General features: G+C 45.5%; 28 protein-coding genes and 1 other RNA gene. 21 read left to right on the top strand and 8 right to left on the bottom strand.

Annotation, left to right across the window (positions count from 1 at the left end; translation table 11 throughout):
• Positions 1 to 19: 19 nt before the first annotated feature.
• A complete protein-coding gene (gene def / locus AM279_RS07730) occupies positions 20 to 670 on the bottom strand; it encodes a peptide deformylase (RefSeq protein ID WP_082344194.1) in 651 nt (216 codons plus the stop codon).
• 172 nt (positions 671 to 842) lie between these two features.
• Positions 843 to 2,234, bottom strand: a complete 1,392-nt coding sequence (gene glmM, locus AM279_RS07735; RefSeq protein WP_054407309.1) for a phosphoglucosamine mutase — start codon at positions 2,232 to 2,234, stop codon at positions 843 to 845.
• A 154-nt stretch (positions 2,235 to 2,388) separates the two neighbouring features.
• On the opposite strand from glmM, the gene AM279_RS07740 reads away from it, so the two are divergent.
• The 3 genes from AM279_RS07740 to AM279_RS07750 all read left to right on the top strand — a co-directional run bounded on the left by AM279_RS07740 (position 2,389) and on the right by AM279_RS07750 (position 5,526).
• The gene (locus AM279_RS07740; protein WP_054407311.1) at positions 2,389 to 2,970 is read left to right on the top strand and encodes an acyl carrier protein phosphodiesterase; all 582 of its coding nucleotides are present in this window, start codon (positions 2,389 to 2,391) and stop codon (positions 2,968 to 2,970) included.
• Positions 2,970 to 3,635 (top strand): DNA alkylation repair protein, encoded by a 666-nt coding sequence (locus AM279_RS07745; RefSeq protein WP_054407313.1) that lies wholly within the window; start codon positions 2,970 to 2,972, stop codon positions 3,633 to 3,635. The genes AM279_RS07740 and AM279_RS07745 overlap by 1 nt, the downstream gene beginning before the upstream one ends.
• 73 nt (positions 3,636 to 3,708) lie before the next feature.
• Entirely contained in the window at positions 3,709 to 5,526 is a 1,818-nt protein-coding gene (locus AM279_RS07750) for a chloride channel protein (RefSeq protein ID WP_054407315.1), read from the top strand.
• A gap of 86 nt (positions 5,527 to 5,612) precedes the next feature.
• Here the strand turns inward: AM279_RS07750 and AM279_RS07755 are convergent, their stop codons facing one another.
• The gene (locus AM279_RS07755) at positions 5,613 to 6,656 is read right to left on the bottom strand and encodes a glutaminyl-peptide cyclotransferase (protein WP_054407317.1); all 1,044 of its coding nucleotides are present in this window, start codon (positions 6,654 to 6,656) and stop codon (positions 5,613 to 5,615) included.
• 89 nt (positions 6,657 to 6,745) lie between these two features.
• Here AM279_RS07755 and ffs point away from each other — a divergent pair.
• The 4 genes from ffs (at position 6,746) to fsa (ending at position 9,278) form a co-directional block, all read left to right on the top strand.
• An RNA gene (gene ffs, locus AM279_RS07760) (signal recognition particle sRNA small type) lies at positions 6,746 to 6,843 on the top strand.
• Between the two features lie 202 nt (positions 6,844 to 7,045).
• The gene (locus AM279_RS07765) at positions 7,046 to 7,849 is read left to right on the top strand and encodes an SDR family oxidoreductase (RefSeq protein ID WP_054407319.1); all 804 of its coding nucleotides are present in this window, start codon (positions 7,046 to 7,048) and stop codon (positions 7,847 to 7,849) included.
• 32 nt (positions 7,850 to 7,881) lie between these two features.
• A complete protein-coding gene (locus AM279_RS07770; protein ID WP_054407321.1) occupies positions 7,882 to 8,589 on the top strand; it encodes a hypothetical protein in 708 nt (235 codons plus the stop codon).
• 32 nt (positions 8,590 to 8,621) lie between these two features.
• The gene (gene fsa, locus AM279_RS07775; RefSeq protein WP_054407323.1) at positions 8,622 to 9,278 is read left to right on the top strand and encodes a fructose-6-phosphate aldolase; all 657 of its coding nucleotides are present in this window, start codon (positions 8,622 to 8,624) and stop codon (positions 9,276 to 9,278) included.
• 101 nt (positions 9,279 to 9,379) lie between these two features.
• Here fsa and folP read toward each other — a convergent pair whose 3' ends face one another.
• Positions 9,380 to 10,207 carry a dihydropteroate synthase gene (gene folP, locus AM279_RS07780; protein WP_054407325.1) on the bottom strand — a complete coding sequence of 276 codons (828 nt, stop codon included), beginning with the start codon at positions 10,205 to 10,207 and terminating at the stop codon, positions 9,380 to 9,382.
• A 52-nt stretch (positions 10,208 to 10,259) separates the two neighbouring features.
• Here folP and AM279_RS07785 point away from each other — a divergent pair, with 52 nt between their 5' ends.
• The 9 genes from AM279_RS07785 to AM279_RS07820 all read left to right on the top strand — a co-directional run bounded on the left by AM279_RS07785 (position 10,260) and on the right by AM279_RS07820 (position 16,692).
• Positions 10,260 to 10,805, top strand: a complete 546-nt coding sequence (locus AM279_RS07785; protein ID WP_054407327.1) for a DUF1599 domain-containing protein — start codon at positions 10,260 to 10,262, stop codon at positions 10,803 to 10,805.
• A 165-nt stretch (positions 10,806 to 10,970) separates the two neighbouring features.
• Positions 10,971 to 12,068: a TlpA family protein disulfide reductase gene (locus AM279_RS07790; protein WP_054407329.1), complete on the top strand. Its 1,098-nt coding sequence runs from the start codon at positions 10,971 to 10,973 to the stop codon at positions 12,066 to 12,068.
• A 3-nt stretch (positions 12,069 to 12,071) separates the two neighbouring features.
• Positions 12,072 to 12,278 (top strand): hypothetical protein, encoded by a 207-nt coding sequence (locus AM279_RS20480; RefSeq protein ID WP_143090382.1) that lies wholly within the window; start codon positions 12,072 to 12,074, stop codon positions 12,276 to 12,278.
• 11 nt (positions 12,279 to 12,289) lie between these two features.
• A complete protein-coding gene (locus tag AM279_RS07795) occupies positions 12,290 to 12,496 on the top strand; it encodes a hypothetical protein (protein ID WP_054407331.1) in 207 nt (68 codons plus the stop codon).
• Entirely contained in the window at positions 12,493 to 13,569 is a 1,077-nt protein-coding gene (locus tag AM279_RS07800) for an ABC transporter permease (RefSeq protein ID WP_054407333.1), read from the top strand. Before AM279_RS07795 ends, AM279_RS07800 begins: the two co-directional genes overlap by 4 nt.
• Before the next feature lie 15 nt (positions 13,570 to 13,584).
• Positions 13,585 to 14,169 (top strand): hypothetical protein, encoded by a 585-nt coding sequence (locus AM279_RS07805; RefSeq protein WP_054407335.1) that lies wholly within the window; start codon positions 13,585 to 13,587, stop codon positions 14,167 to 14,169.
• Positions 14,170 to 14,221: 52 nt separating this feature from the next.
• Complete coding sequence (locus AM279_RS07810) at positions 14,222 to 14,725, top strand: TlpA family protein disulfide reductase (RefSeq protein ID WP_054407337.1); 504 nt, start codon at positions 14,222 to 14,224, stop codon at positions 14,723 to 14,725.
• A 10-nt stretch (positions 14,726 to 14,735) separates the two neighbouring features.
• Entirely contained in the window at positions 14,736 to 15,494 is a 759-nt protein-coding gene (tpiA, locus tag AM279_RS07815) for a triose-phosphate isomerase (RefSeq protein WP_054407339.1), read from the top strand.
• Positions 15,495 to 15,774: 280 nt separating this feature from the next.
• Positions 15,775 to 16,692, top strand: a complete 918-nt coding sequence (locus tag AM279_RS07820; protein WP_054407341.1) for an NAD(P)/FAD-dependent oxidoreductase — start codon at positions 15,775 to 15,777, stop codon at positions 16,690 to 16,692.
• A gap of 123 nt (positions 16,693 to 16,815) precedes the next feature.
• Here AM279_RS07820 and AM279_RS07825 read toward each other — a convergent pair whose 3' ends face one another.
• On the bottom strand, positions 16,816 to 17,748 hold the full coding sequence (locus AM279_RS07825; RefSeq protein ID WP_054407344.1) for a peptidylprolyl isomerase: 933 nt from the start codon (positions 17,746 to 17,748) through the stop codon (positions 16,816 to 16,818).
• Positions 17,749 to 17,924: 176 nt separating this feature from the next.
• Between AM279_RS07825 and AM279_RS07830 the strand changes: the two genes are divergently transcribed.
• The gene (locus tag AM279_RS07830) at positions 17,925 to 18,725 is read left to right on the top strand and encodes a class I SAM-dependent methyltransferase (RefSeq protein ID WP_054410202.1); all 801 of its coding nucleotides are present in this window, start codon (positions 17,925 to 17,927) and stop codon (positions 18,723 to 18,725) included.
• Between the two features lie 230 nt (positions 18,726 to 18,955).
• Here the strand turns inward: AM279_RS07830 and AM279_RS07835 are convergent, their stop codons facing one another.
• Positions 18,956 to 19,756, bottom strand: a complete 801-nt coding sequence (locus tag AM279_RS07835; protein WP_054407346.1) for an AraC family transcriptional regulator — start codon at positions 19,754 to 19,756, stop codon at positions 18,956 to 18,958.
• Positions 19,757 to 20,374: 618 nt separating this feature from the next.
• Entirely contained in the window at positions 20,375 to 21,391 is a 1,017-nt protein-coding gene (locus AM279_RS07840) for an SDR family NAD(P)-dependent oxidoreductase (protein WP_054407348.1), read from the bottom strand.
• A 429-nt stretch (positions 21,392 to 21,820) separates the two neighbouring features.
• Between AM279_RS07840 and AM279_RS07850 the strand changes: the two genes are divergently transcribed.
• From AM279_RS07850 to AM279_RS07865, 4 genes are all read left to right on the top strand, one after another.
• A complete protein-coding gene (locus AM279_RS07850; protein ID WP_054407351.1) occupies positions 21,821 to 22,273 on the top strand; it encodes a DUF1569 domain-containing protein in 453 nt (150 codons plus the stop codon).
• A 396-nt stretch (positions 22,274 to 22,669) separates the two neighbouring features.
• Positions 22,670 to 23,344 (top strand): tRNA (guanosine(37)-N1)-methyltransferase TrmD, encoded by a 675-nt coding sequence (gene trmD / locus AM279_RS07855; protein ID WP_054407353.1) that lies wholly within the window; start codon positions 22,670 to 22,672, stop codon positions 23,342 to 23,344.
• A gap of 229 nt (positions 23,345 to 23,573) precedes the next feature.
• Positions 23,574 to 23,927, top strand: coding sequence for a 50S ribosomal protein L19 (rplS, locus tag AM279_RS07860; RefSeq protein WP_054407355.1), 354 nt, complete (start codon positions 23,574 to 23,576; stop codon positions 23,925 to 23,927).
• 141 nt (positions 23,928 to 24,068) lie between these two features.
• On the top strand, positions 24,069 to 25,490 hold the full coding sequence (locus AM279_RS07865) for an alkaline phosphatase (protein ID WP_054407356.1): 1,422 nt from the start codon (positions 24,069 to 24,071) through the stop codon (positions 25,488 to 25,490).
• Positions 25,491 to 25,521: 31 nt separating this feature from the next.
• Here AM279_RS07865 and AM279_RS07870 read toward each other — a convergent pair whose 3' ends face one another.
• Positions 25,522 to 25,923, bottom strand: a complete 402-nt coding sequence (locus AM279_RS07870) for a hypothetical protein (protein ID WP_054407358.1) — start codon at positions 25,921 to 25,923, stop codon at positions 25,522 to 25,524.
• Positions 25,924 to 25,976: the final 53 nt, after the last annotated feature.

The raw sequence follows: 25,976 nt of genomic DNA on the forward strand, positions 1-25,976 counted from the left end.
AACGCACAAAAACAGCGCATTATTGCCTGCGCAGGCGCTCTTCAAGGTACAGCTGTACCTCTCCGTTTATAAGCGTATAGTGCTTCGCTTCCTGCTCGGTAAGCCTGTGAGTAAACAATATGCCGTTAAGGTGGTCTGTTTCATGCTGAAAGATAACCGCCGTAAAGCCCTCTACTATTTCCTGGTGGCGTTTGCCCTCCCTGTCCTGGTAGGTTATCTGTATGGTGTAATTGCGCAGCACATCGCCACGTATATCAGGTATTGAGAGGCAGCCCTCCGCCCCTTTTCGCATCAGTTTGCTGCGCCACGTTATTTTGGGGTTCAGGTACACCTCAAAAGGTTCGCCGGGCTTGTCAAAGCGCATTACCCAAATCACGTTGCGGTTTATGCCCACCTGCGGGGCGGCAATACCCACGCCGGGGTTAACGGTGTCGTTTACCGTGGCATACATACGGTCAATCAGGAGTTGCAGTGATTTGTCCTTATAGTCTATATCCGTACTTTGGGCTTCCAGCACCTTCAGGTCGGCATTATCGGTAACCTGCAATACCCGCATCAGGTCGGTGCCCTTACCTGATTCAATCAGGGCGCGTTCATCCCTGGTAAATTTTTGGCTGTAAGCCTGCGTTACCAGCATTAATACAACCGATGCGAGTACTGTGGGTTTCATTTTTGGTATTTTAGAATTTTGGTATATTGGTATTCTCGACGTTTATGAATTAGAATATTAGTATTTTGGTATTTCAGAATTTTAGACGTTACCGTAACTCCTCCATGCTATAAACAACCCACATTATCTGTTTTCGACATCTAATATACCAAAATACTAAAATTCCAAAATACTATATCCCGGCTATCGCCTTAATCTCCTCAATTATCCTTACCGCAAGGTCATCCGCCTTTTGCTGTGTTTGTGCCTCAGTATAAATACGGATAATCGGCTCGGTGTTGCTTTTACGCAGGTGGGCCCACTCTTCCGCAAAGTCAATCTTAACACCATCTATGGTGGTAATATCTTCGTTGGCATACTTGGCCGCCATAGCTTCTAATATGGCATCAACATCTATCTGCGGGGTAAGCTCAATCTTGTTCTTGCTCATGTAATACTGCGGGTAAGATGCCCTTAGTGCAGCCACATCGGTAATGTTATTTTCGGCCAGGTAGGTTAAAAACAGCGCCACACCCACCAGCGAATCGCGGCCGTAGTGCAGCTCCGGGTAAATAATACCGCCGTTACCCTCACCGCCTATAATGGCATTGTTTTTCTTCATCAGCTCAACCACATTAACCTCGCCCACGGCGCTGGCCTCATAGCTGCCGCCGTGTTTTTGGGTAATATCGCTCAGGGCACGGCTCGACGACATATTGCTTACCGTGTTGCCCGGTGTTTTGCTCAGTACATAATCGGCCACGGCCACAAGGGTATATTCTTCGCCAAACATTTCACCATCGTTGCTTATAAAAGCCAGGCGGTCTACATCGGGGTCAACCACAACGCCAAAGTCAGCTTTCTCTTCCACTACAAGTTTACAGATATCGCCCAGGTGTTCCTTAAGCGGCTCCGGGTTGTGGGGGAAATGCCCGTTAGGCTCGCAGTACAGGCGCACTACTTCAACACCCATCTGCTCCAGTAATTTCGGGATAATGATGCCGCCCGATGAGTTAACGCCATCTACCACCACTTTGTATTTCTTTTCGGCAACCAGCTCTGCATTTACAAGCGGAAGCTCCAGCACCTCGTCTATATGTATGTCCATATAGGCATCGTTAGGGGTTACTTCGCCCAGGTTGTCTACATCAGCAAAATCAAAGGCTTCGCTATCGGCAATTTCAAGGATTTTAGCGCCATCGGCACCGCTTAAAAACTCGCCTTTTTCGTTCAACAGCTTCAGGGCATTCCATTGCTTGGGGTTGTGGCTTGCAGTAAGTATTATGCCGCCGTCTGCCTTTTCAAGCGGAACGGCTACCTCAACCGTTGGTGTGGTGCTCAGGCCAAGGTCTATTACGTTTATACCAAGCCCCACAAGGGTGTTTACCACAAGGTTGTGAATCATAGGCCCGCTGATGCGTGCATCGCGGCCTATAACCACCGTTAATTTATCTTTAGATGAGTTGTTTTTTAAGAATGTGCCGTATGCCGAAGCAAACTTAACAGCATCTACAGGTGTAAGGTTATCGCCGGTGTTGCCGCCTATGGTGCCCCTTATGCCTGAAATGGATTTAATTAGTGTCATTAGGTTATTTTTTGTCGCTTTAAGCAAAGATAAATCTTTTGTCATAAAGTCTAAGGTCTAAAAGTCTAAAGTCGCCTACCATAGTAAGTCTTTCCCGTCCGTACATTTGACTTTTAGACTTTTGACTTTCGACTTAATTCTTTATCTTAGGGCTATGAATTTTTTGGCACACTTATACCTCTCCGGAGACGACAACGATATAAAAATTGGCAACTTTATTGCCGACGGCATTCACGGAAAACCCGATGCCTACACCCCCGGCGTGCAGCGCGGCATAATGCTGCACCGGGCCATAGATACTTTTACCGATGCCCACCCCATTTTCAGGCAGGGCACCAAGCGGCTGCACGCCAACTACCACCACTATGCGGGCGTGATTATGGATATTTTTTATGACCATTTCCTGGCTAAAAACTGGCACGAATACCACAAAACGCCTTTAGCCAAATATGTAGACGGCTTTTATGAGCTGCTTAACGAACGGTTTGACACCCTGCCCGAACGCTGCCAGGGCATGATTCCGCACATGACAACCCACAACTGGCTTGTTAGCTATGCCAGCCTGGAGGGTATTGCCCGAACGCTGAGCCAGATGGACCACCGTACCAAAAAAATATCGGGCATGACCAGTGCCATTAACGAATTGCAGGAGTTTTATGCCGAATTTGAGCAGGAATTCCGTGCTTTTTTTGTGGAGATGCAGGCACACGTTAAACAAAAGCTTACCGAACTGTAATGGGGTTTATTGCCGATTTAGAAAAAGCCTATACCGCTAATGCCAATGCAGAGTATGCCGTGGCTATGGCTAACTATATGAAAGGCCACTTTAGCTTTTATGGCATGAAGACCGATGTTAGGCGCTCATTATACAAGCAGGCGCTTGAAGCCAACAAACAGGAAGTTAAGGATAACGCCCGTGAGTTAGCCCGTGCGCTTTACGCGAAAACCGAGCGCGACTACCACTACAGCGGTATTGAGATACTGATGAAGGAGCTTAAAAAGAAGTTCCGCCCTGAAGATATCGGGCTGATAGAACACCTTATTGTTACCCATTCCTGGTGGGATAGCGTAGACACCATTGCCAAGTACCTGCTGGGCGGCTACCTGCAGCAATTCCCGCAGGAAACAGAAAAAGTAATTGAACGGTTCTCTAATTCGGGCAATATGTGGCTTAACCGATCGGCAATAATTTTTCAGCTGGGCTACAAAAAAGAGACTGATGAAAACCTGCTTTTCAGCGAATGCCTGAAGCACAAACAATCAAAGGAATTTTTTATACAAAAGGCCATAGGCTGGGCGCTTCGGGAGTATGCAAAAGTGAATCCGCATGCGGTAAAAACCTTTGTAGAAAATGCCGGTTTAAAGCCCCTCAGTACCCGCGAAGCTTTAAAAAATATCTAAAAGCGTCACAAAATTTTTGATTTTTGGACTATCTTAGCCATTTATTCCATTTTTCTAAAAATTTTACTACAAAATGCCCGGCATTCCATCAAAAGCCCGTCTCTGGTTCAGGCACCAGCTTGCACGGCTTGAAGCTTTCTTTTTTATGCTTAAAAGCCTTTTACCCGAAAGGCACTTTATATATGTATCTGCCGTACTGGTGGCCATATCTACGGCCCTTGCGGTAATTGTGCTTAAAAGCTTTTCGCATTACGTTTTTATAGGCGCCAACTATGTCAACCGTTGGCTAAAGCTGCCCTACATTAACAGTATACTGCCCGTTGTGGGTATATTGCTTACCGTGCTGGTCATTAAAAAAGTGTTAGATGGCAGACTTGAAAAAGGCAGTAGCCGCATACTGGTGGCTGTGGCAAAAAAGGGGGGGATTATGCCCCGCAAGCAAATGTATGCGCAAATTATAACCTCATCGCTCACAGTAGGCCTTGGCGGCTCGGCAGGTCTTGAAAGCCCCATAACCATTACAGGCGCAGCGTTTGGCTCTAATTTTGCGCGCAAGTACAAACTGCACCGTAAAGACCGCATACTGCTCCTGGCCTGTGGTGTGGCAGCCGGTATAGCCGCAGCGTTTAACGCCCCCATTGCCGGGGTGCTTTTTGCCATAGAGGTGGTACTGACCGATGTTACCATAACAGCGTTCATCCCTATCATGATATCGGCAGCTACCGGGGCATTGGCATCTAACATGCTGCTAAAAAGTGAGGTACTGCTATCCTTCAACCAAAAACAGGAGTTTGACTATCATAACGTATTATATTATGTGCTGCTGGGCATTTTGGCCGGGTTTGTATCGTTATACCACGCCAAGGCGTTCCAGAGGGTTGAGGCGCATTTTCATGACATCCGCCTTAAGGGCTACCGCAAGGCGCTGTATGGCGCTATTCCGCTGGGGCTGCTTATATTTCTTATCCCCACCCTTTTTGGCGAAGGATATGAAACCATTAAAATACTAAGCAGCGACAACGCCGGCGAGCTTTTAGACAACACCCTGCTTGAAAATTTTAAAGACAACGGCTGGATTATCCTTGCCTTTGTGGGCATTACCATGCTGCTTAAGGCTTATGCCACGGGGCTTACACTGGCCAGCGGCGGTAACGGCGGCAACTTTGCTCCATCGCTTTTTGTGGGGTCTTACCTGGGCTTTTTTATGGCCAAATTTTTTGTGCTTATTGGCCTGAGCAAAGATATCCCCGTGGGCAACTTTACCATTGTGGGCATGGCCGGTATTTTGAGTGGGCTGTTCCACGCGCCGCTAACGGCCATCTTCCTTATTGGTGAAATTACAGGGGGCTATAACCTTATGGTACCGCTTATGATTGTATCGTCTATAAGCTTTGCCGTGTCTAAACAATTTGAAACCTACAGTATGGATGTTAAGCACCTGGCCGATAAAGGGCAGGTATTTACGTCAAACAAAGACCGCAATATTTTGGGCAGTATAGATGTTATGGAGGTTATTTGTACCGATGTGCCTACACTGCTACCCACCCAAAAGCCCGATGATGTGGTGGCACTTTTAGCCGGTACCAGCTACAACCATTTTGCCGTGTTAGACGACCGCAAGCGCCTGCTGGGCATTGTTGACTTTAATAATGTGCGGGGCACGGTGTTTAGCCAGTTCAAAATAAAGTACACCAAAATGGAGGAGCTTATGACCCAGCCCGCCGAAGTAGCATCGGTAGAAGATTCGGTGGAAATGATAATGGATAAGTTTGAGCTGGCACACACCGCTTACCTGCCCATACTTAAAGATGACCGCTATTATGGCTTTATCTATAAAGAAAAGGTGCTGGAAGCCTACAGGCAAAAGCTCAAGGAAATGGTTATTGAATAGAAAGTCAGAATTAAGAACATAGAAATCAGAATAAAAAAAACGCGATGCAATGCATCGCGTTTTTTAATGGTATCATTATGATTCAATTACCGTATCCTGATTTCAAACATTTTGTCCCAGTTTTTGCCGGTAACAAAAAGGCTGTTGGTTTTAGGGTTCCAGGCAATGCCGTTAAGCACATCAAGTTCAGGGTGCTGGGTTACTTTGGTTTTAAGCGCGCTAAAGTCAATAACGGCCTCTATATTGCCCGTGGCAGGGTCTATAATAGCCACTGCATCCTGCTGGTATACATTGGCATAAATTTTACCGTTAATCCACTCCAGCTCATTAAGCGCCTCAATTTTGTTGGTTTGGGTATACACATTAATGTGGTCTACCTCTTTAAGCGTTTGCGGGTCAAGCTTAAAAATCCTTTCGGTTCCGTCGCTCTGGTACAGGTATTTATCATCGTGCATAAGCCCCCAGCCCTGTACCGGCTGAAAATAGGTAAAGTCCTTTTCTTTCTTCAGGTTATCGGCGTTATATATAAAGCCTGTGTTTTCCCTCCAGGTAAGCTGATATACTTTATTATTAAAAATGGTAATGCCTTCGCCAAAATACTTGCCTTCAAGGGCTACTTCGCTATATACTTTTCCTGTTTTATAGTCGGTTTTGCGCAGTTTTGATTCTTTATACTGGCCGGTGCCTTCAAACAGCGTATCGCGGTAAAACTCAAGGCCCTGTGTATAGCTGGTAATATCGTGCGGGTAGGTGTTTATAATTTCATAATCCGTAATAATCTTTGGTGTTATGGGGCTAACCAGCTCAATACGCACCTCTTCGGTCTGGGCGGTTTCGCCATCATAGCTCACTACCGCTTTTATGTTATGATACCCAAGCCTAAGCCCGTCAAGCTTAAGGCTGTAAGCGGCAGTACCCTGCGCTGTGCCCGCCTTTTTATCGTCAATAAAATATTCTACTGATGTTGACTGGGCCGCGTTATTTTCTTCCTTAACGTTTAGCGTTACGCTTTCGCCGTTGCGGTACTGGCCTTTAAGCCCGGCCGGGTCTATTGAAAAAATTATTTCTTTATTACAAGAGGTAAAAGAAGCAGCCAAGGCTATGGCAGCCAAAAAGTTATATGCTTTCATGTGGTTTTAAAAAATAGTATGGCAATATACAACGGTATTTTATATTGGGCAATGGCTTGCAAAAATTAGAAATGGTTGTATATTTGCACCGGCAAGTCCTACACGACCAGCTCCTGCAGACTCCTCCAGGGTGGGAACACAGCAAAGGTATGTGGTTGTAGCGGTGCGATGTAGGTCGCTTGCCATCTTTTTTCTTTTTTTACATGATGATCTCCGCTAAGGGGATTTTTTTGTTTTAAGCGGTTAGCTATTAGCTTTCTGCAATCAGCCATCAGATAAAACGAGACATACTGCTTAAATTCTCAAGATTATATTTTTTCTGAAAGCTGAAGGCTAACTGCTGACAGCTAAAAAACAATGCTTATTTTCGCACACACAAATATACTTTAATGAGCAAAGTAATTTTTATAACCGGCGGCTCGTCGGGCATAGGCAGGGCAACAGGCGAATTTTTACTAACCAAGGGCTACCGCGTGTATGGCACCAGCCGCAACCCGCAAACGGTGACTAACAGTAAGTTTCCGCTCGTGGCGCTTGATGTGCGCAATACTGAAAGCATTAAAGCAGCCGTGGCACAGGTTATTGCCGAAGCCGGCACTATAGATGTGCTGGTAAACAATGCCGGTGTGGGCATTACCGGCCCTATAGAAGAAATTCCTGCCGAAGAAATAAAAAACAACTTTGAAACCAACCTGTTTGGCCCCATTGAAGTTATGAAAGCCGTGCTGCCGCAAATGCGCGCGCAAAAAAGCGGGCTAATTATAAACGTTACATCTATTGCCGGATACATGGGCCTGCCCTACCGCGGGGTATATTCGGCCTCAAAGGGTGCGCTTGAACTTATAACCGAAGCCCTGCGCATGGAGGTAAAATCGTTTGGCATTACCATAACCAGTGTGGCCCCCGGCGATTTTGCCACCAGCATTGCCGACAGGCGCTACCACGCCCCGGTACTTAAAGGCTCGCCTTATGAGCAGGTGTATGGCGGCATACTAAGCACCATGAACCAGCACGTTGATGCCGGTAGCGACCCACTGCAAATGGCCGAGGCCGTTTATGCCATAATGAAAACGCCAAACCCGGGCGTACACTACAAAGTGGGTGCTTTTATGCAAAAATTCAGTATTGTGCTAAAACGCATTTTGCCCGATAAAGTGTATGAAAAGATGCTTATGAACCATTATAAATTGTAGTTTTGTGCCAGTTTATAGTTAAATATCAACCAATGAAAAAAACCTTACTCGCCTTTCTATTATTTGCAGCAAGCCCTTTTTGCGCATTAGCCCAAAATACTGAAACCTTTGATGTTTCTGACCACGAAAAAATTATGGTTTCGGCAAGCGGCTTTTATTCATACCGCCTTGCCAATATTCAAAATGGCTATACCGGTGCTTTTAGAGAGCACATGAAACAACTAAGACAAGGTTACAGCTACCAGGCCAGTGCCTACTATATGTTTAACTACCGTGCAGGTGCAGGCCTTGAGTTTAATTCATTTAAAGCATCTGACACCATGCCGGGCACACACGATGTTACTGCCCCTAACGGCCAAACCGGCAATAGCAGGGTGAGCGATGATATTACCATATCTTTTTATGGTGCGGGCCTTATTTTTAACATCTTCCAGGAAAAAAGGCAAAAACTTTATTTTCATTCCTCTTTTGGCTATATGCGCTTTAGCAACAAGGCTTTTGTTATAGATGATTATAAAATAACCGGTGGTGGCCTGGGCACTTCTATTAGCCTTACTTACCAATACCTGCTATTTGAAGATTTTTCTGTGGGGCCAAAAATTAATTTTACAGGAGCCAGCCTAAGGAGGTTTACTTACAAAGGCCCGGACGGCTTTACCGAAAAAGTAAAACTGCCCAGTGACGACAGGGAACAGCTAATGAGGATAGAAGCAGGCGTGCAGCTTATGTACCGATTTTAACACGAAACAACAAACAACATAATTTTTATATCATGAAATTTTTTATTGACACAGCTAACCTTGCACAAATAAAAGAAGCCCAGGAACTTGGTGTTCTTGATGGCGTTACCACAAACCCGTCTTTAATGGCTAAAGAGGGCATTACCGGTAAAGACAACATTCTTAAGCACTATGTAGACATTTGCAACCTTGTAGACGGCGATGTAAGTGCAGAGGTTATTGCTACTGATTTTGAAGGCATGATACGCGAAGGTGAAGAGCTTGCTGAGCTGCACCCGCAAATTGTGGTAAAGCTTCCGCTTATAAAAGACGGCATTAAGGCTTGTAAATATTTTACCGATAAAGGCATTAAGACTAACGTAACCCTTGTATTCAGTGCTGGCCAGGCGCTTCTTGCCGCTAAGGCAGGTGCTACTTATGTATCGCCGTTTATTGGCCGCCTTGACGATATTTCTACCGATGGCCTTAACCTTATACAGGAAATCCGCGAGATATATGACAACTACGGTTATGAAACCGAAATACTTGCCGCATCTGTACGCCACACCATGCACATTGTTAACTGTGCTAAAATAGGTGCCGATGTTATTACCGGCCCGCTTAGCGCCATTGCCGGCCTGCTTAAGCACCCGCTGACAGACCTGGGCCTTGCTCAGTTCCTTGCTGACTACCAAAAAGGTAACCAGTAATCAGTGGTCAGTATTCAGTTGACAGAATAGTTAACGGTTTACAGTTATAAGTATACAGTAAAGGCTGCCCGAGGGCAGCCTTTTTTTGTGGCCTGTTGCAATCAATTGGCTGTCATAGCCTCATAAATCCGTACCGTTTCCACCGCTTCTTTCACATCGTGCACGCGCAATATTTTAGCACCTTTCATAAGCGAAACCATGTTTAGCGCCGTGGTGCCGTTAAGGGCCTCCTGTGGGGTATTGCCCAGCAATTTGTATAACATAGATTTTCGCGATATACCTGATAGCAATGGCAGCCCGGCAGTCTTAAACAGCTCCAGTTTGTTCATTACTTCATAATTCTGCCCCAAAGTCTTGGCGAACCCAAAGCCGGGGTCCATAATAATGTCGTCAACACCGTGCCTGCGCGCTTCGGCAATGCGCTGGCTAAAGTACAGCAGCATTTCCTGTACAATATCGTCATACTGTGTAAGCTTAACCATGGTTTGCGGTGTGCCGCGCATGTGCATCATAATGTAGGGCACTTTCAGCTTACCTACTGTGGCAATCATATTCTCGTCCAAAAGCCCCGCAGCAATATCGTTCACTACAGCGGCACCGGCGTTAATGGTGGCCTCAGCTACTTTTGCACGGAAGGTATCTATCGATATCAGCACATCCGGAAAATGCTTTACCAGCAGCTCTACCACCGGCACGGCGCGTTGCAGTTCCTGCTCTTCCGTAACAAATTCGGCATTGGGTTTAGACGAATACGCCCCCACATCTATAAACGTGGCACCCTCGGCAAGCATTTTCTCAGCCTGAGTAAGCAGTTCAGCCTCATTGCGGTATTTTCCTCCGTCAAAAAAAGAATCGGGCGTGCAGTTTAGTATACCCATTACTTTGGGCGATGAAAGGCTCAACAGGCGGCCTTTGCAGTTGATGTACATAAGCTGTTTTTTTAGTACATTTGAAAAAATTTCACTACAAAGATAGCACTTAATGAGCAATACCTCCCAGCAGTATGACCGCGTTATAGCCGTTTGCAGGCAGCTTTATACCAACAAAATGAAAGACTACGGCCCGGCGTGGCGCATACTTCGCCTGCCGTCGCTTACCGACCAGATTTTTATAAAGGCACAACGCATACGCAGCCTGCAGGAAAATGCCGTGCGTATGGTTAACGAAGACGAAACCGGCGAATTTATTGCTATTGTAAACTACAGCATTATGGCGCTGATTAACTTAGAGTTGGGCGTGGCCACACAACCCGACCTTGAAACTGACGAAGCCACCCGCCTGTATGACGAAAAGGTAACCCTGACCAAAAACCTGATGCTGGCTAAAAACCACGACTATGGCGAGGCATGGCGCGATATGCGCGTTAGCTCTTTAACCGACCTGATTTTGCAGAAACTGCTTCGTGTAAAGCAAATTGAAGATAACAAAGGTAAAACAATAGTAAGCGAAGGCATAGACGCCAATTACCAGGATATGCTTAACTATGCCGTTTTTGCGCTGATTCATTTAGGGTTTGCGCAGGAGTAATTTTGTACCACAAAGATGCGCAAAGAAGGCACAAAGGCACACAAAGTTTTTTAGGGCGCGAGTGAAGTTCCTGCTATCTGCCACCTGCTATCTGCCGCCTCAATAACATCTCATTAACAAATCCTACCGCCCCATGGCTTATTTTTGGGGAAACCTTAATAACTAATGGAAAACAACAACAAACAAAATTTAGGATATATACTGCGTGGCGTGATTGCCATACTGTTTTTAGTATCGGCTGTAGCCAAGTTATACCCGTCTCCGCACTTTGCCATTACCACTTTTGAAATGAAGCAGCTGCTGCCTATGGGCTTTGGCGAGGGGCTTGCAAAATTCCTGTCGCGCACGCTTATAGGGGTGGAGTTTGCACTGGGCTTTTTAATCCTGCAACCGCATTTCTTAAAAAAGGTAGTAATACCGGCCACCATAGCGCTACTGGCGGTATTTATTATTCAGTTAGGCATTGAAATAGGCATGAACGGCAATCAGGGCAACTGCGGCTGCTTTGGCGAACTGCTGCCCATGACTCCCATTGAGGCCATTATTAAAAACATAGTAGCCATAGGCCTTTTAATCTGGCTGCAAATACTACTTAAATCCACGCCCGATAAACGCAACCCGTGGGTACTTGTAGGCGTTACTGCCGTGTGTATTGCCGGTGTGGTTATAGCGGTTGAGGCTACTAAAGGCAAAAGCGAAACCGGCGTTGTAGTGTATGACGAAACCGAGGTTGACACCGTAGCCCCTGAAACCCCGCAGGACACCACTCCCCCTACCGACACTGCCGCATTACCGGCACAGGGCACGCCTGTAGCACCGGTTTCTCCGTCTACAGAGGCTGTTGAAGCTGCTAAACCGGCACAGGAAGAAGGACCCAAGCCTGTAAAATCGCCTTACTCACAATATTTTGCCAATGCCGATAAGGGCAAGAAAATTATAGCGTTTTTTGCTCCGGGCTGCGAGCATTGCCGCGATACCGCCAAGCAGCTTGCCGCCATGAAGGCCAAGGATAAAAACTTCCCAGATGTATATATTATTTTTATGGATGAAGAAGCCGACCTAATTCCTGATTTCTTTGCCTTTGCAGGGAAAAAATATCCGTACACGGTGCTTGAGGTAGGCACATTCTGGAAAGTGCTGGGCATGCAAAACGATACCCCGGGTATTATTTACCAATACAACGGCAACAAGGTTAAAGAATGGCAGGGCATAAACGACCAGAAGTTTAAAGCTGCCGAACTACAGGCCGCACTTAAAAAATAAACCATGCAACAAAGAGTCTGGATAAAACGGCTTTTTGCCGGTGCTATACTTTATTTAACGGGTTACATGCTGGTACACAATGTGTCCGCACAAGCCACCGGCTGGGAGCAGGCTATAAAAATACTGGGCTACGTTATCATACTTATATCTATAGTTTATAACAGCATTTTTTTATACCGCTTCTTTAAAGAAAGCAGGAAAACAAATTAAATACGCATCGTATGGAAACAACACGTAAAAAACCATCGGCACTTACCGGGCTTATACTTTGTGTACTGGGCATTGTGGGCATACGTTTTTCGCAGCCCATAGCAACCAACTGGGATCTTGCCATAGTACTGCTGTCTTGCATGGTGCTGCTTATTTCTATGATGATAAACTTCAGGTACCTGTTTAGTAATTTCTTTAAAGCAATACGCAGAAAGTGATAAAGTACCTTTTACATAAAACAGGATATGCACTGTTAACGCTCTTTGGGGTGGTAACAGTTATATTCTTTTTGTTTACGGTACTGCCCGGCGACCCTGCCCGCATGATGCTGGACCAGAACGAGAACAGCGAGCAGCTGGAAAAAATCCGCAAAAAATACGGGTTTGATAAGCCCATCAGTACGCAATACTTTTATTATTTGAATGACCTTTCGCCGCTGTCATTCCACAGCACGAATGCAGACGATTATACCTATCTATCTGAAGATAAATACTCGGCTGCAAAGCTGTTTACCATTGGCAGTACTACAACCGTTTTAAAGGCTCCGTATTTACGCGAAAGCTTCCAGAAAAGCGGCAAGAAAGTAACCCAGGTTATAGGCGATACACTGCCCAATACCGTAGTGCTGGCGTGCTTTGCCATTATCATAGCCATAGTAATAGGCATTATTTTAGGTGTGGTATCGGCACTGTATAAAGACACGTGGATAGACCGCACCATAGCCCTTGTAAGTACCCTGGGCATGAGTTTGCCATCATTCTTCGCCGCCATATTGTTTGCCTGGGTGTTTGGCTTTTTACTGCATGAAATTACGGGACTGAGCATGACCGGCAGCCTGTATGAAGTAGACGATTTTGGCGAAGGCAGCCACATAAAATGGAAAAACATTATATTGCCTGCTATAGTGCTGGGCATACGTCCGCTTGGTGTGGTCATACAGCTTATGCGCAACTCCCTGCTTGAGGTTATGGGGCAGGATTACATCCGCACCGCGCGTGCCAAGGGGCTTAGCGAGGTGAAAATCATTCGCAAACATGCGCTTAAAAATGCGCTTAACCCGGTGGTAACGGCCATATCGGGCTGGTTTGCAAGCATGCTGGCCGGGGCGGTGTTTGTAGAATACATTTTTGGGTGGAACGGCCTGGGCAAAGAGGTAGTTGAAGCCCTCAATACGCTCGACCTGCCTGTTATTATGGGCAGTGTACTGGTTATTGCCGCCACTTTTGTGGTTATCAATATTATAGTAGATGTTATTTATGCGTACCTTGACCCGAGGATACGATTGTTATAAACATGATACTATACTATGGAAACAAAAATAAAGTATACCGATTGGCAAATGAATGAAATTCCGGTTTCTGAAATCAATGCTATAAAACAGTACCAAAAAAGGTATTTTGTAGATGGTAAAGAGATTAAATCAGAATTATTCATTAATCAGGAGTATGACTCTACCTATTATTATATTAATGGCAGAGAGGATGTTCAGCAAATTTTAAGGGATAACCCTAATGCCCATTTTTCCTTTAGCTATGAAAATTCCGGCTATGAAATATCAGAAACCCTGCATTATGAAAATGCTATCTTAATAGATAAGATGGTTTATGTAGATGAAACCGAACCAGATGGTGCCTCTATATGCTGGGCAAAAGTAAAGTTTAAAGACGATGCCGAAAAAGTAGTGGAAGTAGAAAAATATTATAATGTAAACGGCGAACGAAAATACCTTTTTTATTATGATAGTGATGGTAATTGCGAAAAGATTTATGGGGAAGATGATGTTACTGAAGATGTATGGCCGTCGCAAATTGGCATACGCCCTGATGTAACCTTCACCTGGGAGGGTTTTGAATACTACCGTCATGCATTACCGCTTATACCTGAAAAATAACCATACTCTCATCTACATATCGTAAATTTGCTACAATTAACTATATATTAAAATGAAAAAATTACTTTTACTGCCCGTAATACTTTTCGCAATGGTGTCATGCAAAAAAGAAAATGACGGTACCGCCTTTGGCGCCGAAGCCCTTGAGGCTAAAATGAAGGCGCTGGATGGTACTGAGGTGGCTTTTAAAGATATACTGGAGCGCTATAAAGGCAAAACCGTTGTAATTGATGTTTGGGCCTCATGGTGCCCGGATTGTATTAAAGGCATGCCAAAGGTGCACAAGCTGCAATCAGAGTTTCCTGATGTAAAATACATTTTTTTAAGCTATGACCGCGAAGATGCCCGCTGGAAAGAGGGTATTACAAAATATGGCGCCGTGGGCGATAACTACCACGTGGGCACCAGCATGAAAGAGGGCGCTTTTGCCGAAGATATTAAGCTGGACTGGATTCCGCGCTACATGGTTATAGACAAAGACAGCAAAATTGCACTGTTTAAAGCCATTGAGGCGGATGACCCGAAACTGACCGAAACGTTAAACAAACTGAAATAAACCCGAAATAATGAGAAAAAAGATAGTTGCAGGCAACTGGAAAATGAACAACGACATTAACCAGACCGAAACCCTGATTGATGAGCTACTGGCTAAAAAACCTGAGTTTACATCTGCCAAGATTGTAATTGCCCCACCTTTTGTAAACCTTACAAAAGCGGTTGAAAAAACACACGGCACTAACATTATAGTTGCAGCACAAAATATGCACCAGGCCGAAAGCGGCGCTTATACCGGCGAGGTATCGGTTAATATGCTTAAGGCTATTAAAGTAAACACGGTTATCCTGGGCCACTCAGAAAGGCGTGCTTACTTTGGCGAAACTAACGAGCTTCTTGCCAAAAAAGTAGATACTGCACTACAGCACAACCTTACCGTTATTTTTTGCTTTGGCGAAGAACTTGCCGACAGGCAAAGCGGCAACCATTTTGCCGTGGTTGAAAGCCAGCTGAGGGAAGGCCTTTTCCACATTGCACAAGGCCAGTGGAGCAGCGTTGTACTGGCGTATGAGCCGGTTTGGGCCATTGGTACAGGCGAAACGGCAAGCCCTGAGCAGGCGCAGGAAATGCACGCGTTTATCCGCAACCTGATTGCAGAGAACGTAAGCACTTCGGTTGCCGAGGAAACCTCTATCCTTTACGGAGGCAGCGTGAAGCCGGATAATGCAGCTGAGATTTTCGGTAAGCCCGATGTAGATGGCGGCCTTATAGGCGGTGCATCGCTTAAGGCAAATGATTTCCTTGAAATTGTAAAAGGTATCGACGCTTAATTTGTAAGCATCATGATATAAAAGCGGTTCTGAAAAGAGCCGCTTTTTTTGTACGGTCTTGTCACAGGCAGGTTTGTCATGTTGAGCGAAACGCAGTGGAGCTGAAACATCTCTTTAAGCTGTCTGCATGAACTTGCCTAAGACCAGTTAATGGCGCTTCGACAGGCTCAGCGTGACTGCCTACTGCCATCTGCTATCTGCTGCACAGCCACTTAAATCGAAGTTAAAACCCCTTGCCCACCGCCCTGCCTTGTATAACTTTATGTGTATAAGCAAGGTTATGACAAACAGGCAATTGTATGATGTAATTATTATTGGCGGAAGCTATGCAGGGCTATCGGCGGCGCTGTCGCTGGGGCGGGCACTACGCACCGTGCTGGTTATAGACAGCGGCAACCCCTGCAATAAAGTGGCGCCCCATGCCCATAATTTTATTACACACGACGGCCGCCCACCTCTTGACATAGCGGCTGATGCCCGTGCCCAGCTGGTGGCCTACCCTACCGTTTCTACCCTTAGCGGACTGGTAGAAGACGTTATTCCGCATGAAAATTATTTTGAAGTAGTTACCGATGACGGCCTGGATTTTATATCCAAAAAAATACTGTTTGCCACGGGGGTTACCGATTTGGTTCCGCATATACCCGGTTTTGCCGAATGCTGGGGGCACACCATACTGCACTGCCCCTACTGCCACGGTTATGAAAACACGGGCAGGCGTACGGCCGTTTTGGGCAATGGCGACCAGGGTTTTGAGCTGGCCAAGGTAATACGCCAATGGTGCCCCGATGGGTTAACTTTATACACCAACGGCACCAGCACTCTGAGCCCCGAAGAGGTGTTTTTGCTGAACAGCCGCAATATTAAAGTGGTAGAAAATGAGATTGAAGGCATTGAGCAATCTGACGGGTGCATACAGGCCATTAACTTTAAAGATACTGAGGCAGACCACCCGGAAGTTATCTACACCCAGTTGCCGTTCCGACAGCAGTGCCCTATTCCTGAAAAGCTGGGGCTGGATATGACTGAGAAAGGCTTCATATTCGTTTCTAAATGCATGGAAACCTCTATACCCGGCATTTTTGCAGCGGGCGACTGCCTATCGTTATTCCGGTCTATAGCCCATGCAGTTGCATCGGGAAATAAGGCGGGTGCGCTGATTAATAAGTGTTTGATTGACGAATTTTTTAATGAATAAACCACCCCGCCCTCCGGACACCCCTCCGAAGGAGTGGAATACTCACCCCAGACCTATAACCAAAAGAAAAGGCCACCCAACCGGGCAGCCTTTGTCTTAATACTTTGTACTATTATCTTAATACTACTTAACGTCCATAAGTTCTACGTCAAAAATAAGCGTAGCATCAGGAGGGATAACACCACCTGCACCACGAGAACCATAACCAAGGTCAGACGGGATTACAAAGCGTGCCTTGTCGCCCACCTGTAGTAACAGGATACCTTCGTCCCAGCCTTCAATAACCTGGCCCACGCCCACTGTAAAGTCAATAGGCTGCTTGCGCTTGTAAGACGAGTCAAACTCCATACCGTTCTCCAGTGCACCTTTGTAGTGTACCGATACTTTTTTGCCTTTCTCGGCTTTCTTGCCGTTACCCTTCTGGATAATTTTGTAGCGCAGGCCGCTTTCGGTTTTATCAAAACCGGCAGCCAGTTTTTCCATAGCTTCTTCAGCCTGGCGCTTTTGTTCGGCAAGGCGCTTTTCGCGAGAACCTTCAAACGTGCGGAAAGCCTCAATAGCGTTCCAGTTTTTAGCCTCTTCGCCTTCGCGGATTATTTCAAGGGTTTCAATTTTATCGTTCTGGCCTATGGCATCAACCACATCCTGCCCTTCAACCACGTGGCCAAAAACAGTGTGCTTGCCATCAAGCCAAGGTGTAGGCACGTGTGTAATAAAAAACTGAGAGCCGTTAGTACCGGGGCCGGCATTAGCCATACTCAGTACGCCGGGTGCATCGTGCTTAAGCTCAGGGTGAAACTCATCGTCAAAGTTGTAGCCCGGGCCACCTGTACCCCTGCCCTGCGGGCAACCGCCCTGTATCATAAAGTCAGGAATAACGCGGTGAAAAGCAAGCCCGTCATAATACGGTTTGCCCTGTGGTTTTTCATGGTTTTCAAGGTTACCTTCGGCAAGGCCCACAAAGTTACCCACGGTACCCGGGGTTTTATCATGCGTTAGCTTTACCAGTATGGTGCCTTTATTAGTATTGAATTTTGCGTAAATGCCGTTTTCCATTTGTTTGTCTTGTTTTGTGAAAGCGCAAATTTACGAAATTTTCTGTGCTGCCGTGTCATAACAAAACGGTAAATTTGGGAGAGCAAAAATTGATAGTTTGCCACAAATTACACGAATTAACACTAACTGATTTGTGTTAATTCGTGTAATTCGTGGCAAGTAAAACCAAACCAGCCATGAACAAAGAAGCCAATTACTTAGCCATAAACCAAAAAGCGTGGGATAATAAAACCGCCACGCACACCACATCTGACTTTTATGATAATGAGAGTTTTATGGCGGGGCGCAACACGCTGAATGCTATTGAGCTGGGCCTGCTGGCCGATGTACAGGGCAAAAGCATACTGCACCTGCAATGCCACTTTGGGCAGGATACTATGTCGCTTTCGCGGATGGGTGCTAAAGCTACGGGGGTTGACCTGTCGGGTGCTGCGGTGGATAAAGGCCGCGAACTGGCCATGAAACTGAGCCTGGACACCCGGTTTATTTGCTGCGATGTGTACAGCCTGCCGGATGTTTTGGATGAAAAATTTGATATTGTGTTTACCAGCTATGGCACCATAGGCTGGCTGCCCGATGTTGATAAATGGGCCGGTATGGTATCGCACTTTTTAAAGCCGGGCGGTAAGTTTGTATTTGCCGAATTTCACCCTGTAGTGTGGATGATGGATACCAACTTCAACACCATTGCCTATAATTATTTTAAGGACGAAGCCATTATAGAGCAGGAAACCGGCACTTATGCCGACACCGAAGCTGCCATAACCAACGAAACCGTAAGCTGGAACCACAGCCTGGGTGAAGTGCTGGGCGCGCTGCTTAAACACGGGCTTACTATTGAGCAGTTTAACGAATATGACTATTCGCCTTACGCGTGCTTCAATAACCTGGAGGAGTTTGAGCCGGGTAAATTTCGCGTAAAGCATCTGGGTAATAAGCTGCCTATGGTGTACTCGGTTTTGGCGATAAAAAGTTAATTATACCACAGAGATACCCGGAGTGAGCACAGAGATTCGCTAATACTCATTGCTGTTTTCACGTCCTGTCATTACTTCACCACCCCGCCTCCGGCACCCCTCCGAGGGAGGGGAATAGCTTCACTCAAACTCTAAAAAGACTGCTTCGGCGTTCCTCCTCGCAATGACGGGGCGTGAAGAAAGCAACGAAAAAAACTTCGTGTAAATTTGTGAAATTTGTGTCTAAAAGACTATAAAACCTCACTTGGCACATAACCAAACTGCTTTTTAAACGCATACGAAAAGTGTGAGAGGTTTTCAAAACCTACTTCAAGGTACACGTCTACCGGGCGGCGGCGGTTATCTTTAATAAAACGGTGTGCCAGCTCCAGCCGCTTTTGCGTGAGCCATTTTTGGGGCGTGGTACCATAGGCCTTTTTAAAATCGCGCCTAAAGGTGGTAAGGCTGCGCCCCGAGAGGTAACCAAACTTTTCCATATCCATATTAAACATATAGTGCTTTTCCATAAAGCCGGAAAGGGGTATTTTGCCGGGTTCCTCAAAATTGGCCAAAACGCTGTCTATATCCGGGTCTATGTTGCGCAGTATGGCAATGGCTTCGTGTATTTTTATGTCAGCAATTTCGGCAGGCAGCTGTTCTCCAATCTCAAAATACGGGTTAAGCGATGCCATACAGCTTTGCAGTAGCGGATGGTTTCGGAAACGGAATATTTTGCCGGTGGCTTCGGCGGGGTTAATTTCCTTGCCTTTATAATAGGCCATAAGCCGCTGCACGGTAAGGTGCATTACCACCGCCTGGTTGGGCCTGCCGCTTTTGGGCATATTAAATATTGCCGCTACGGTATTCCTTGGGAAAAGGTAAATATCGCCCGGCGAAAATATAAGGGTTTCAGCCGGGGTAATGATTTTTGTTTCTCCCTCTAAAAACCATATTAATATATGGTCGGCAAAGACCACGTTTTCGGCACTAAAGCTATCGCTGTATACCGATAGTTTTATTTCGGGTGTTATGTATAAAGAGGTATGTGCCATACGTGCTAATTTAGTGAAAGTTATTGATTTGAATAACCCCGAAGGGGTGGCATATTTATAGAATTGGGTAATGGGCAGGCAGGAGCTCTGTAGGAGCGGCATATAAACAATATCATTACATGCCGTCCCTATGGGACTCTGCGTATATTAATATTACGTTTCTATAGATATGGCGCTCCTCTGGAGCTGACTTGACTTGTATTTGTTGCCGAGGGAGCTGCCCCGGTTAATGTGTGCGATTTTTCAGGGTTGAATGTTATGCTATTAATTAAAACACAAATAGTAGTTGTTTTTTGACACCAGGGACACAAAGATTTATGGTTCTTATGTACTACATTTTTTTAAAACACAAAGACACAAAGACCACAAAGCCTCTGTAGTTCAAGACCTTGTGCCTCTAAAAAAATCTTTGTGTTTTTCCCTTTGTGTACCTGGTGGGCTTTATGTTTAAATAAATCTCCTTCATGAAATCCGGGATTGTATTCCGGGCTAATATGCGCGTCCCCTTCAGGGTTGGGAATGGTACAGAGATTTTTACTTACTAATAACTATACCGGGGGTGTTGCCCCCGGCTAATGTACGCGACCCCTTCAGGGCCGGCGGAGATGCTCATATTTTTTATTCTGCGTTAAACGCCACACCTGTCATGGTTTCGCTCATTGCCCAAAGCTTTTGGGCATTTTCGCGGCTTACGGCATAGGGCTGCACTCCGTTAAAGGCAGTACGGTCTTCATAGGCCTGTATGCCACCGTTGTCTATAGGCGCAACATCGCAATCTTCGCAATATACCCCGCTTACAGTATCAAGCTGCGGGCTGGTGGCACACCACACATTTGTTGCCGCCCCCTGTTGTATGGTTTTTAGCCGGGCCGCCATTTCGGGGGTTACATTTCCATCGGCATCCAGCATGCCCATTTTAATAAGCAGGTCGCTGCCCTCACGATTCAGGTCGGTATCGCCCACCGCGCCCGGGTGTAGTGAGTAGGCTTTTACCCCATGTGCCGCGCCCCTTTTGGCCAGTTCAACAGCAAAGAGTATGTTGGCCGATTTAGACTGGCCGTACCCCAGCAGGGTTTCATATTCACGGTGTTCAAAATTAGGGTCGTTGAAGTTGAACGGCGCCATTTGGTGCCCGAAAGACGACACGTTAACCATCCGTGCCACATTTGCCTTTTTAAGCGCAGGCCACAGCCTTGCCGTTAGCTGAAAATGCCCCAGGTGGTTGGTAGACAGCTGCGACTCATACCCGCGGGCATCGCGCCTAAGCGGCACCCACATAATACCGGCATTGTTTATAAGCAGGTGCAGCGGGCTGCCGGTGTTTAAAAACCGAAGGGCAAAGGCATCTATACTTGCGGCATCCATAAGGTCCATAGCCCATATTTGGGCATCAATACCGGCAAGGTTGCGCTGTGCCTTGGCCACATCGCGGGCGGGCACTATTACTTTGGCTCCTGCCTGCACAAGCGTTTTTGTGGTTTCCAGCCCTATGCCTGCATAGCCACCGGTTACTATGGCAGTTTTACCGGTAAGGCTGATGCCGTTTATAACATCCTGAGTGGTAGATTGGGCATTAAAGCCAGAGTTAAGGGGCTGCTGTAGCGCGCCGTTGTAGTTGCTAACCGTAGTTTCCATTTTTTAATTGATTTAAGATTATGAGGCAAAGTTAGGCTGATGATGCAGGGGCGACTTTGTTTAAAACGCCGATTTTACTTTGTTTAAAACGCCAGGTTATGGCTACTATATGGACTCAAATAATAAGATTGTAACACAGAGATACCCGGAGTGGGCCCAAAGATACGCTGAGAATTAGAGGCTTATACCTTTGGTATGAGGACACAGAGCTATACGCAAAGAATCAGCAAGGCTCTGTGTCTTCGCGCTGAAAGCGCAGTCTTAAAAAACTCATTTTGAAAAACTTTGTGTGTCTCCGGGCTCACTCCGGGCATCTCTGTGGTATTTACCTGTTTTTTCATATTAAAAAAGATGTCTTTATAGGGTAGCTTTAAGAGTGTTGACTTTTGCAGATAATTACTACATTTGTTAGGCAAAAACCCAACTGCCATGCACAGCCTTTTTGACCCGAAAGCCAACCAGGAAATACTGGACCGTATAGACCGCCTCACTCCCATAACCCTTAGCGAATGGGGTGTTATGACCGTTAGCCAGATGATGGAACACTGCCAAATGCCGCTGCGTGTGGTATATGGTACTCTGGAACTGAAGGTAAGCTGGCTTGCCAAGCTACTGTATGGCCGTAGCGCAAAAAAAATGTTTACGGGCGAAAAGAAGTTTAAAAATAGCCTGCCTACTGCAAAGGAATTTATCATTAAACACGAACCTAACTTTGAAACGGCAAAAGCAGGGCTTAAGGATTTAGTGACCAAATTTAGCCGCGAGGGCAAAAACGGCATTGTAGTAACCAGCCACCCGCTTTTTGGTCACATGAGCTATGAGGAGATAGACTCAGCGCAATGGAAACACCTGGACCACCATTTGAGGCAGTTTGGGGTGTAAAAGTTTTAGTGTTCAGTGTTCAGATTTTAGATTTGGAACGCGGATGACACGGATTGAGCGGATTTCCACGGATTTTTTCAATACTTTCTTCAGGTTCTCCCACAAAACACCCGTATTTTCTTACAATTTAAACAATCTGTATTGAAATCATCCAGACATTGATGTTATTTCAATAAATCAGCAAATTCGCGTTTTCAGAATTGTAGCAAAAATCAATTTTTCTATAATTTAAGCCCTTTTTCAAAAACCAAAAACGGTTTTACTGGCGTGGCTGATGGAAAACGAAATCCGAAAGTGAAATATTAAAACAGTACATTACTGTAATTCAACATATTGCGAATACTTCAATTTTCGGTAAAAAGTGGTATTTTTGCGCCTTAAAATCGTCAGGAAAAAATGCGCATCGATATCATTACCGTTTTACCCGAATTGCTAAGGAGCCCCTTTGAGGCGTCTATCTTAAAACGCGCCATAGACAAGGGGCTGGTAGAGGTACACATTCATAACCTACGCGATTACAGCACGTTAAAGCATAAAAACGTAGACGATTACCAGTTTGGCGGTGGTGCCGGTATGGTAATGATGATTGAGCCCATAGATGCCTGTATATCAAAACTTAAGGCCGAACGCGAGTATGATGAAATAATCTACATGACCCCGGATGGCGATACACTCGACCAGCCCATGGCTAACCGTATGAGCCTGTTAACCAACATTATAATACTGTGCGGGCACTACAAAGGCGTTGACCAGCGCGTGCGCGACCACTTTATTACCAAAGAGATATCTATAGGCGACTTTGTGCTATCGGGTGGCGAGTTGGCTGCCGCGGTGGTGTCTGATGCTATTATCAGGCTGATTCCCGGGGTGTTAAGCAATGAAACCTCGGCATTGACCGACAGTTTTCAGGACAACCTGCTGGCCCCGCCGGTATATACCCGCCCGGCCGAATATAAGGGCTGGAAAGTGCCCGATGTACTGCTAAGCGGCCACGCCGCAAACATAGATAAGTGGCGGGAAGACAAGGCTTTAGAGCATACCCAAAACCGCAGGCCAGACCTTTTAGAGTAGTTTTTTAGTTTCAGGTTTAAGGTTTAAGGTTTCAAGTTTCAGGTTGTGGAGTGGAACATCCCGAAACTACTAATATTCAACAGGTTAACGAGTTTAAAAATAGCTAAAACTTAGCGCATTAAACTTGTGTAGTATCAAATATTTATTATCTTTGCACCCTCATTTAGACCAACCTCTGGCGAAAATCGTGTATATGTTGCTCTGATTAAACTATTTAAACTAAATAATCATGTCTGATCTATTAAAATTCGTTAACGACGAATTCGTTACCAGGAAAGACTTCCCTGAGTTTAATTCAGGTGACACTATTACTGTGTACTATGAAATTAAAGAAGGTGAAAAAACAAGGACCCAGTTCTTTAAGGGTGTAGTAATCCAGAAAAGGGGTGCCGGCATTACCCAGACTTTTACAATCCGTAAAATGAGTGGTGCTGTTGGCGTAGAGCGTATTTTCCCACTTAACATGCCTGCTCTTCAAAAGATTGAAGTTAACCAGTATGGTAAAGTTAGAAGGGCCCGTATATTCTACTTCCGCGATCTTACAGGTAAAAAAGCCAAGATCAAAGAAAGAAGGAGAAGGTAATTCTTCAGACACATCTTATACAAAATCCCTGCACATTGTGCGGGGATTTTTGCTTTAAACCAGCCTGATTTCTGTTAAATTAACCATCACATAACCCAGTCTCCTACAATAAGGGGTATATTTGGGCAAATTTTATTACGCATGGACAGGAGAAGATTTTTCCGCAATGGTGGCCTTTTTACACTGGGCGCCACACTAATTAACCCTTTTGAAAGCATTGCCGGCAACACCTTAGACACCGGAACCCTTAATAAAAACAAAAAGGCCAAGAACATTATTTTTATGGTAAGCGACGGTATGAGCACCGGAACGCTTAATATGGCCGACCTTTACCTTAACCGCAAAACAGGCAAGGGCAGCAACTGGATTCAGCTCTATAAAGACAATCGCGTGGCAAATGCCCTTATGGATACCTCTTCTGCAAGCTCTATTATTACCGACTCATCGGCCGGAAGTTCGTCATGGGGAGGCGGCCACAAGGTTAAAAACGGCGTACTAAACATTGGCCCTAACGGCGAAAAATACATGCCTATATGGCAAAAATTCAAGAAAGCAGGTAAAATGGCGGGTTGTGTTACTACGGTACCTATTACACACGCCACCCCGGCAGGTTTTTGTGTAAACAACGACAGCCGCAATGCCATGGAAGACATAGCTGAAGACTATTTAAGGCTTGGTTTTGACATTATGATGGGCGGTGGCGATGATTATTTTAGCGCCGACCATCGTAAGGATAAAAAAGATATGTATGCCGAATTTAAAGCTAAAGGCTGGCAGGTAGCCCGCACCAGGCAGGAAATGCTTGCCACACAGCCCGGAAAGCCCGTATTAGGCGTTTTTGAACACAACGGCCTGCCCTATTCCATAGACCGTAGGAGCAGCAAAGAACTTACTGATAAAACACCTTCATTAGCTGAAATGGCACAAAAGGCCATTGACCACATGAAAGGCCATAAAAACGGTTTTGTACTGCAAATTGAAGGCGGAAAGGTAGACTGGGGCGCGCATGCTAATGATATAGCCGCCCTGCTTTATGACCAGGTAGCTTTTGACGAAGCCGTTAAAGCTGCCATTGATTTTGCTGAGAAAGATGGTAATACACTGGTGGTGATTACCACTGACCACGGCAATGCCAACCCGGGCGTGATTTATGGCAAAAACGCCAATGATAATTTTGATAACATCCAGAAGTTTACACAAACAAATGAGTGGATATTAAACGAAATTAAGCCTGATTTTACTACAGCGAAGGTTAGGGAACTGATTGAATACGGCAACAGCCATACGGTTACCGAAGAACAAGCTAAAGAAATACTTAGCCACTACACTGCGCTTGAGAAAAAAGAAGACGGGCTTTACAACTACAAAAACCTTCCGTTTAAGTCGTTTGCACAAATGCAGCAAGACTATACCAGCGTAGGCTGGATTAGTATGGACCATAGTGCCGATTATGTTAACCTGGCTATGTTTGGCCCCGGAAGCGAACTCTTAAAACCTTTTGTTAAGAATACTGACCTGCACTACCTGATGCTTCAGGCAGCAGAAGTTGAGAATAAGTTTTAATAAAAAAGTCCCGCACAGTGCGGGACTTTTTTTATGCTGTTTCTTCCACCAAAACCTGCACCTGGTCTTTTAGTCGCTCTATAAGCAGGTTCATCATACGTTTATTAAGATTTGATGAATTGGCTATATATTCCCGCCATTCATCAACAGTAAACATGCCTATTATCATGCCTTTAAGGGCATTTCTAAACTTAATATCCTTATGGATGGCGTTATCTATATACAGTAGCTTTTTCTCTGTACTTAAAGAAAAAAACTGCCCTTTTTGCTTATTGGCATAATTTATAAACGCTTCTACCATTAAATCATTCTGAAGCTTTAAAACCGGCCTCAGTGTTTTATTCTGGAAAACCTCTTCGGGCGAAGATTGCGGATGTATATCACCAATAACCACTTCCCTAAGAGACTGTACCTCTTTATCTCGCTGGCTCATTTCTATATCTTTTCCCTTAAAGATATAAAAAAAACCCCTGCTGTTGCAGAGGT

This window comes from Flavobacterium akiainvivens, assembly GCF_001278115.1.
Lineage (GTDB): Bacteria > Bacteroidota > Bacteroidia > Flavobacteriales > Flavobacteriaceae > Flavobacterium > Flavobacterium akiainvivens.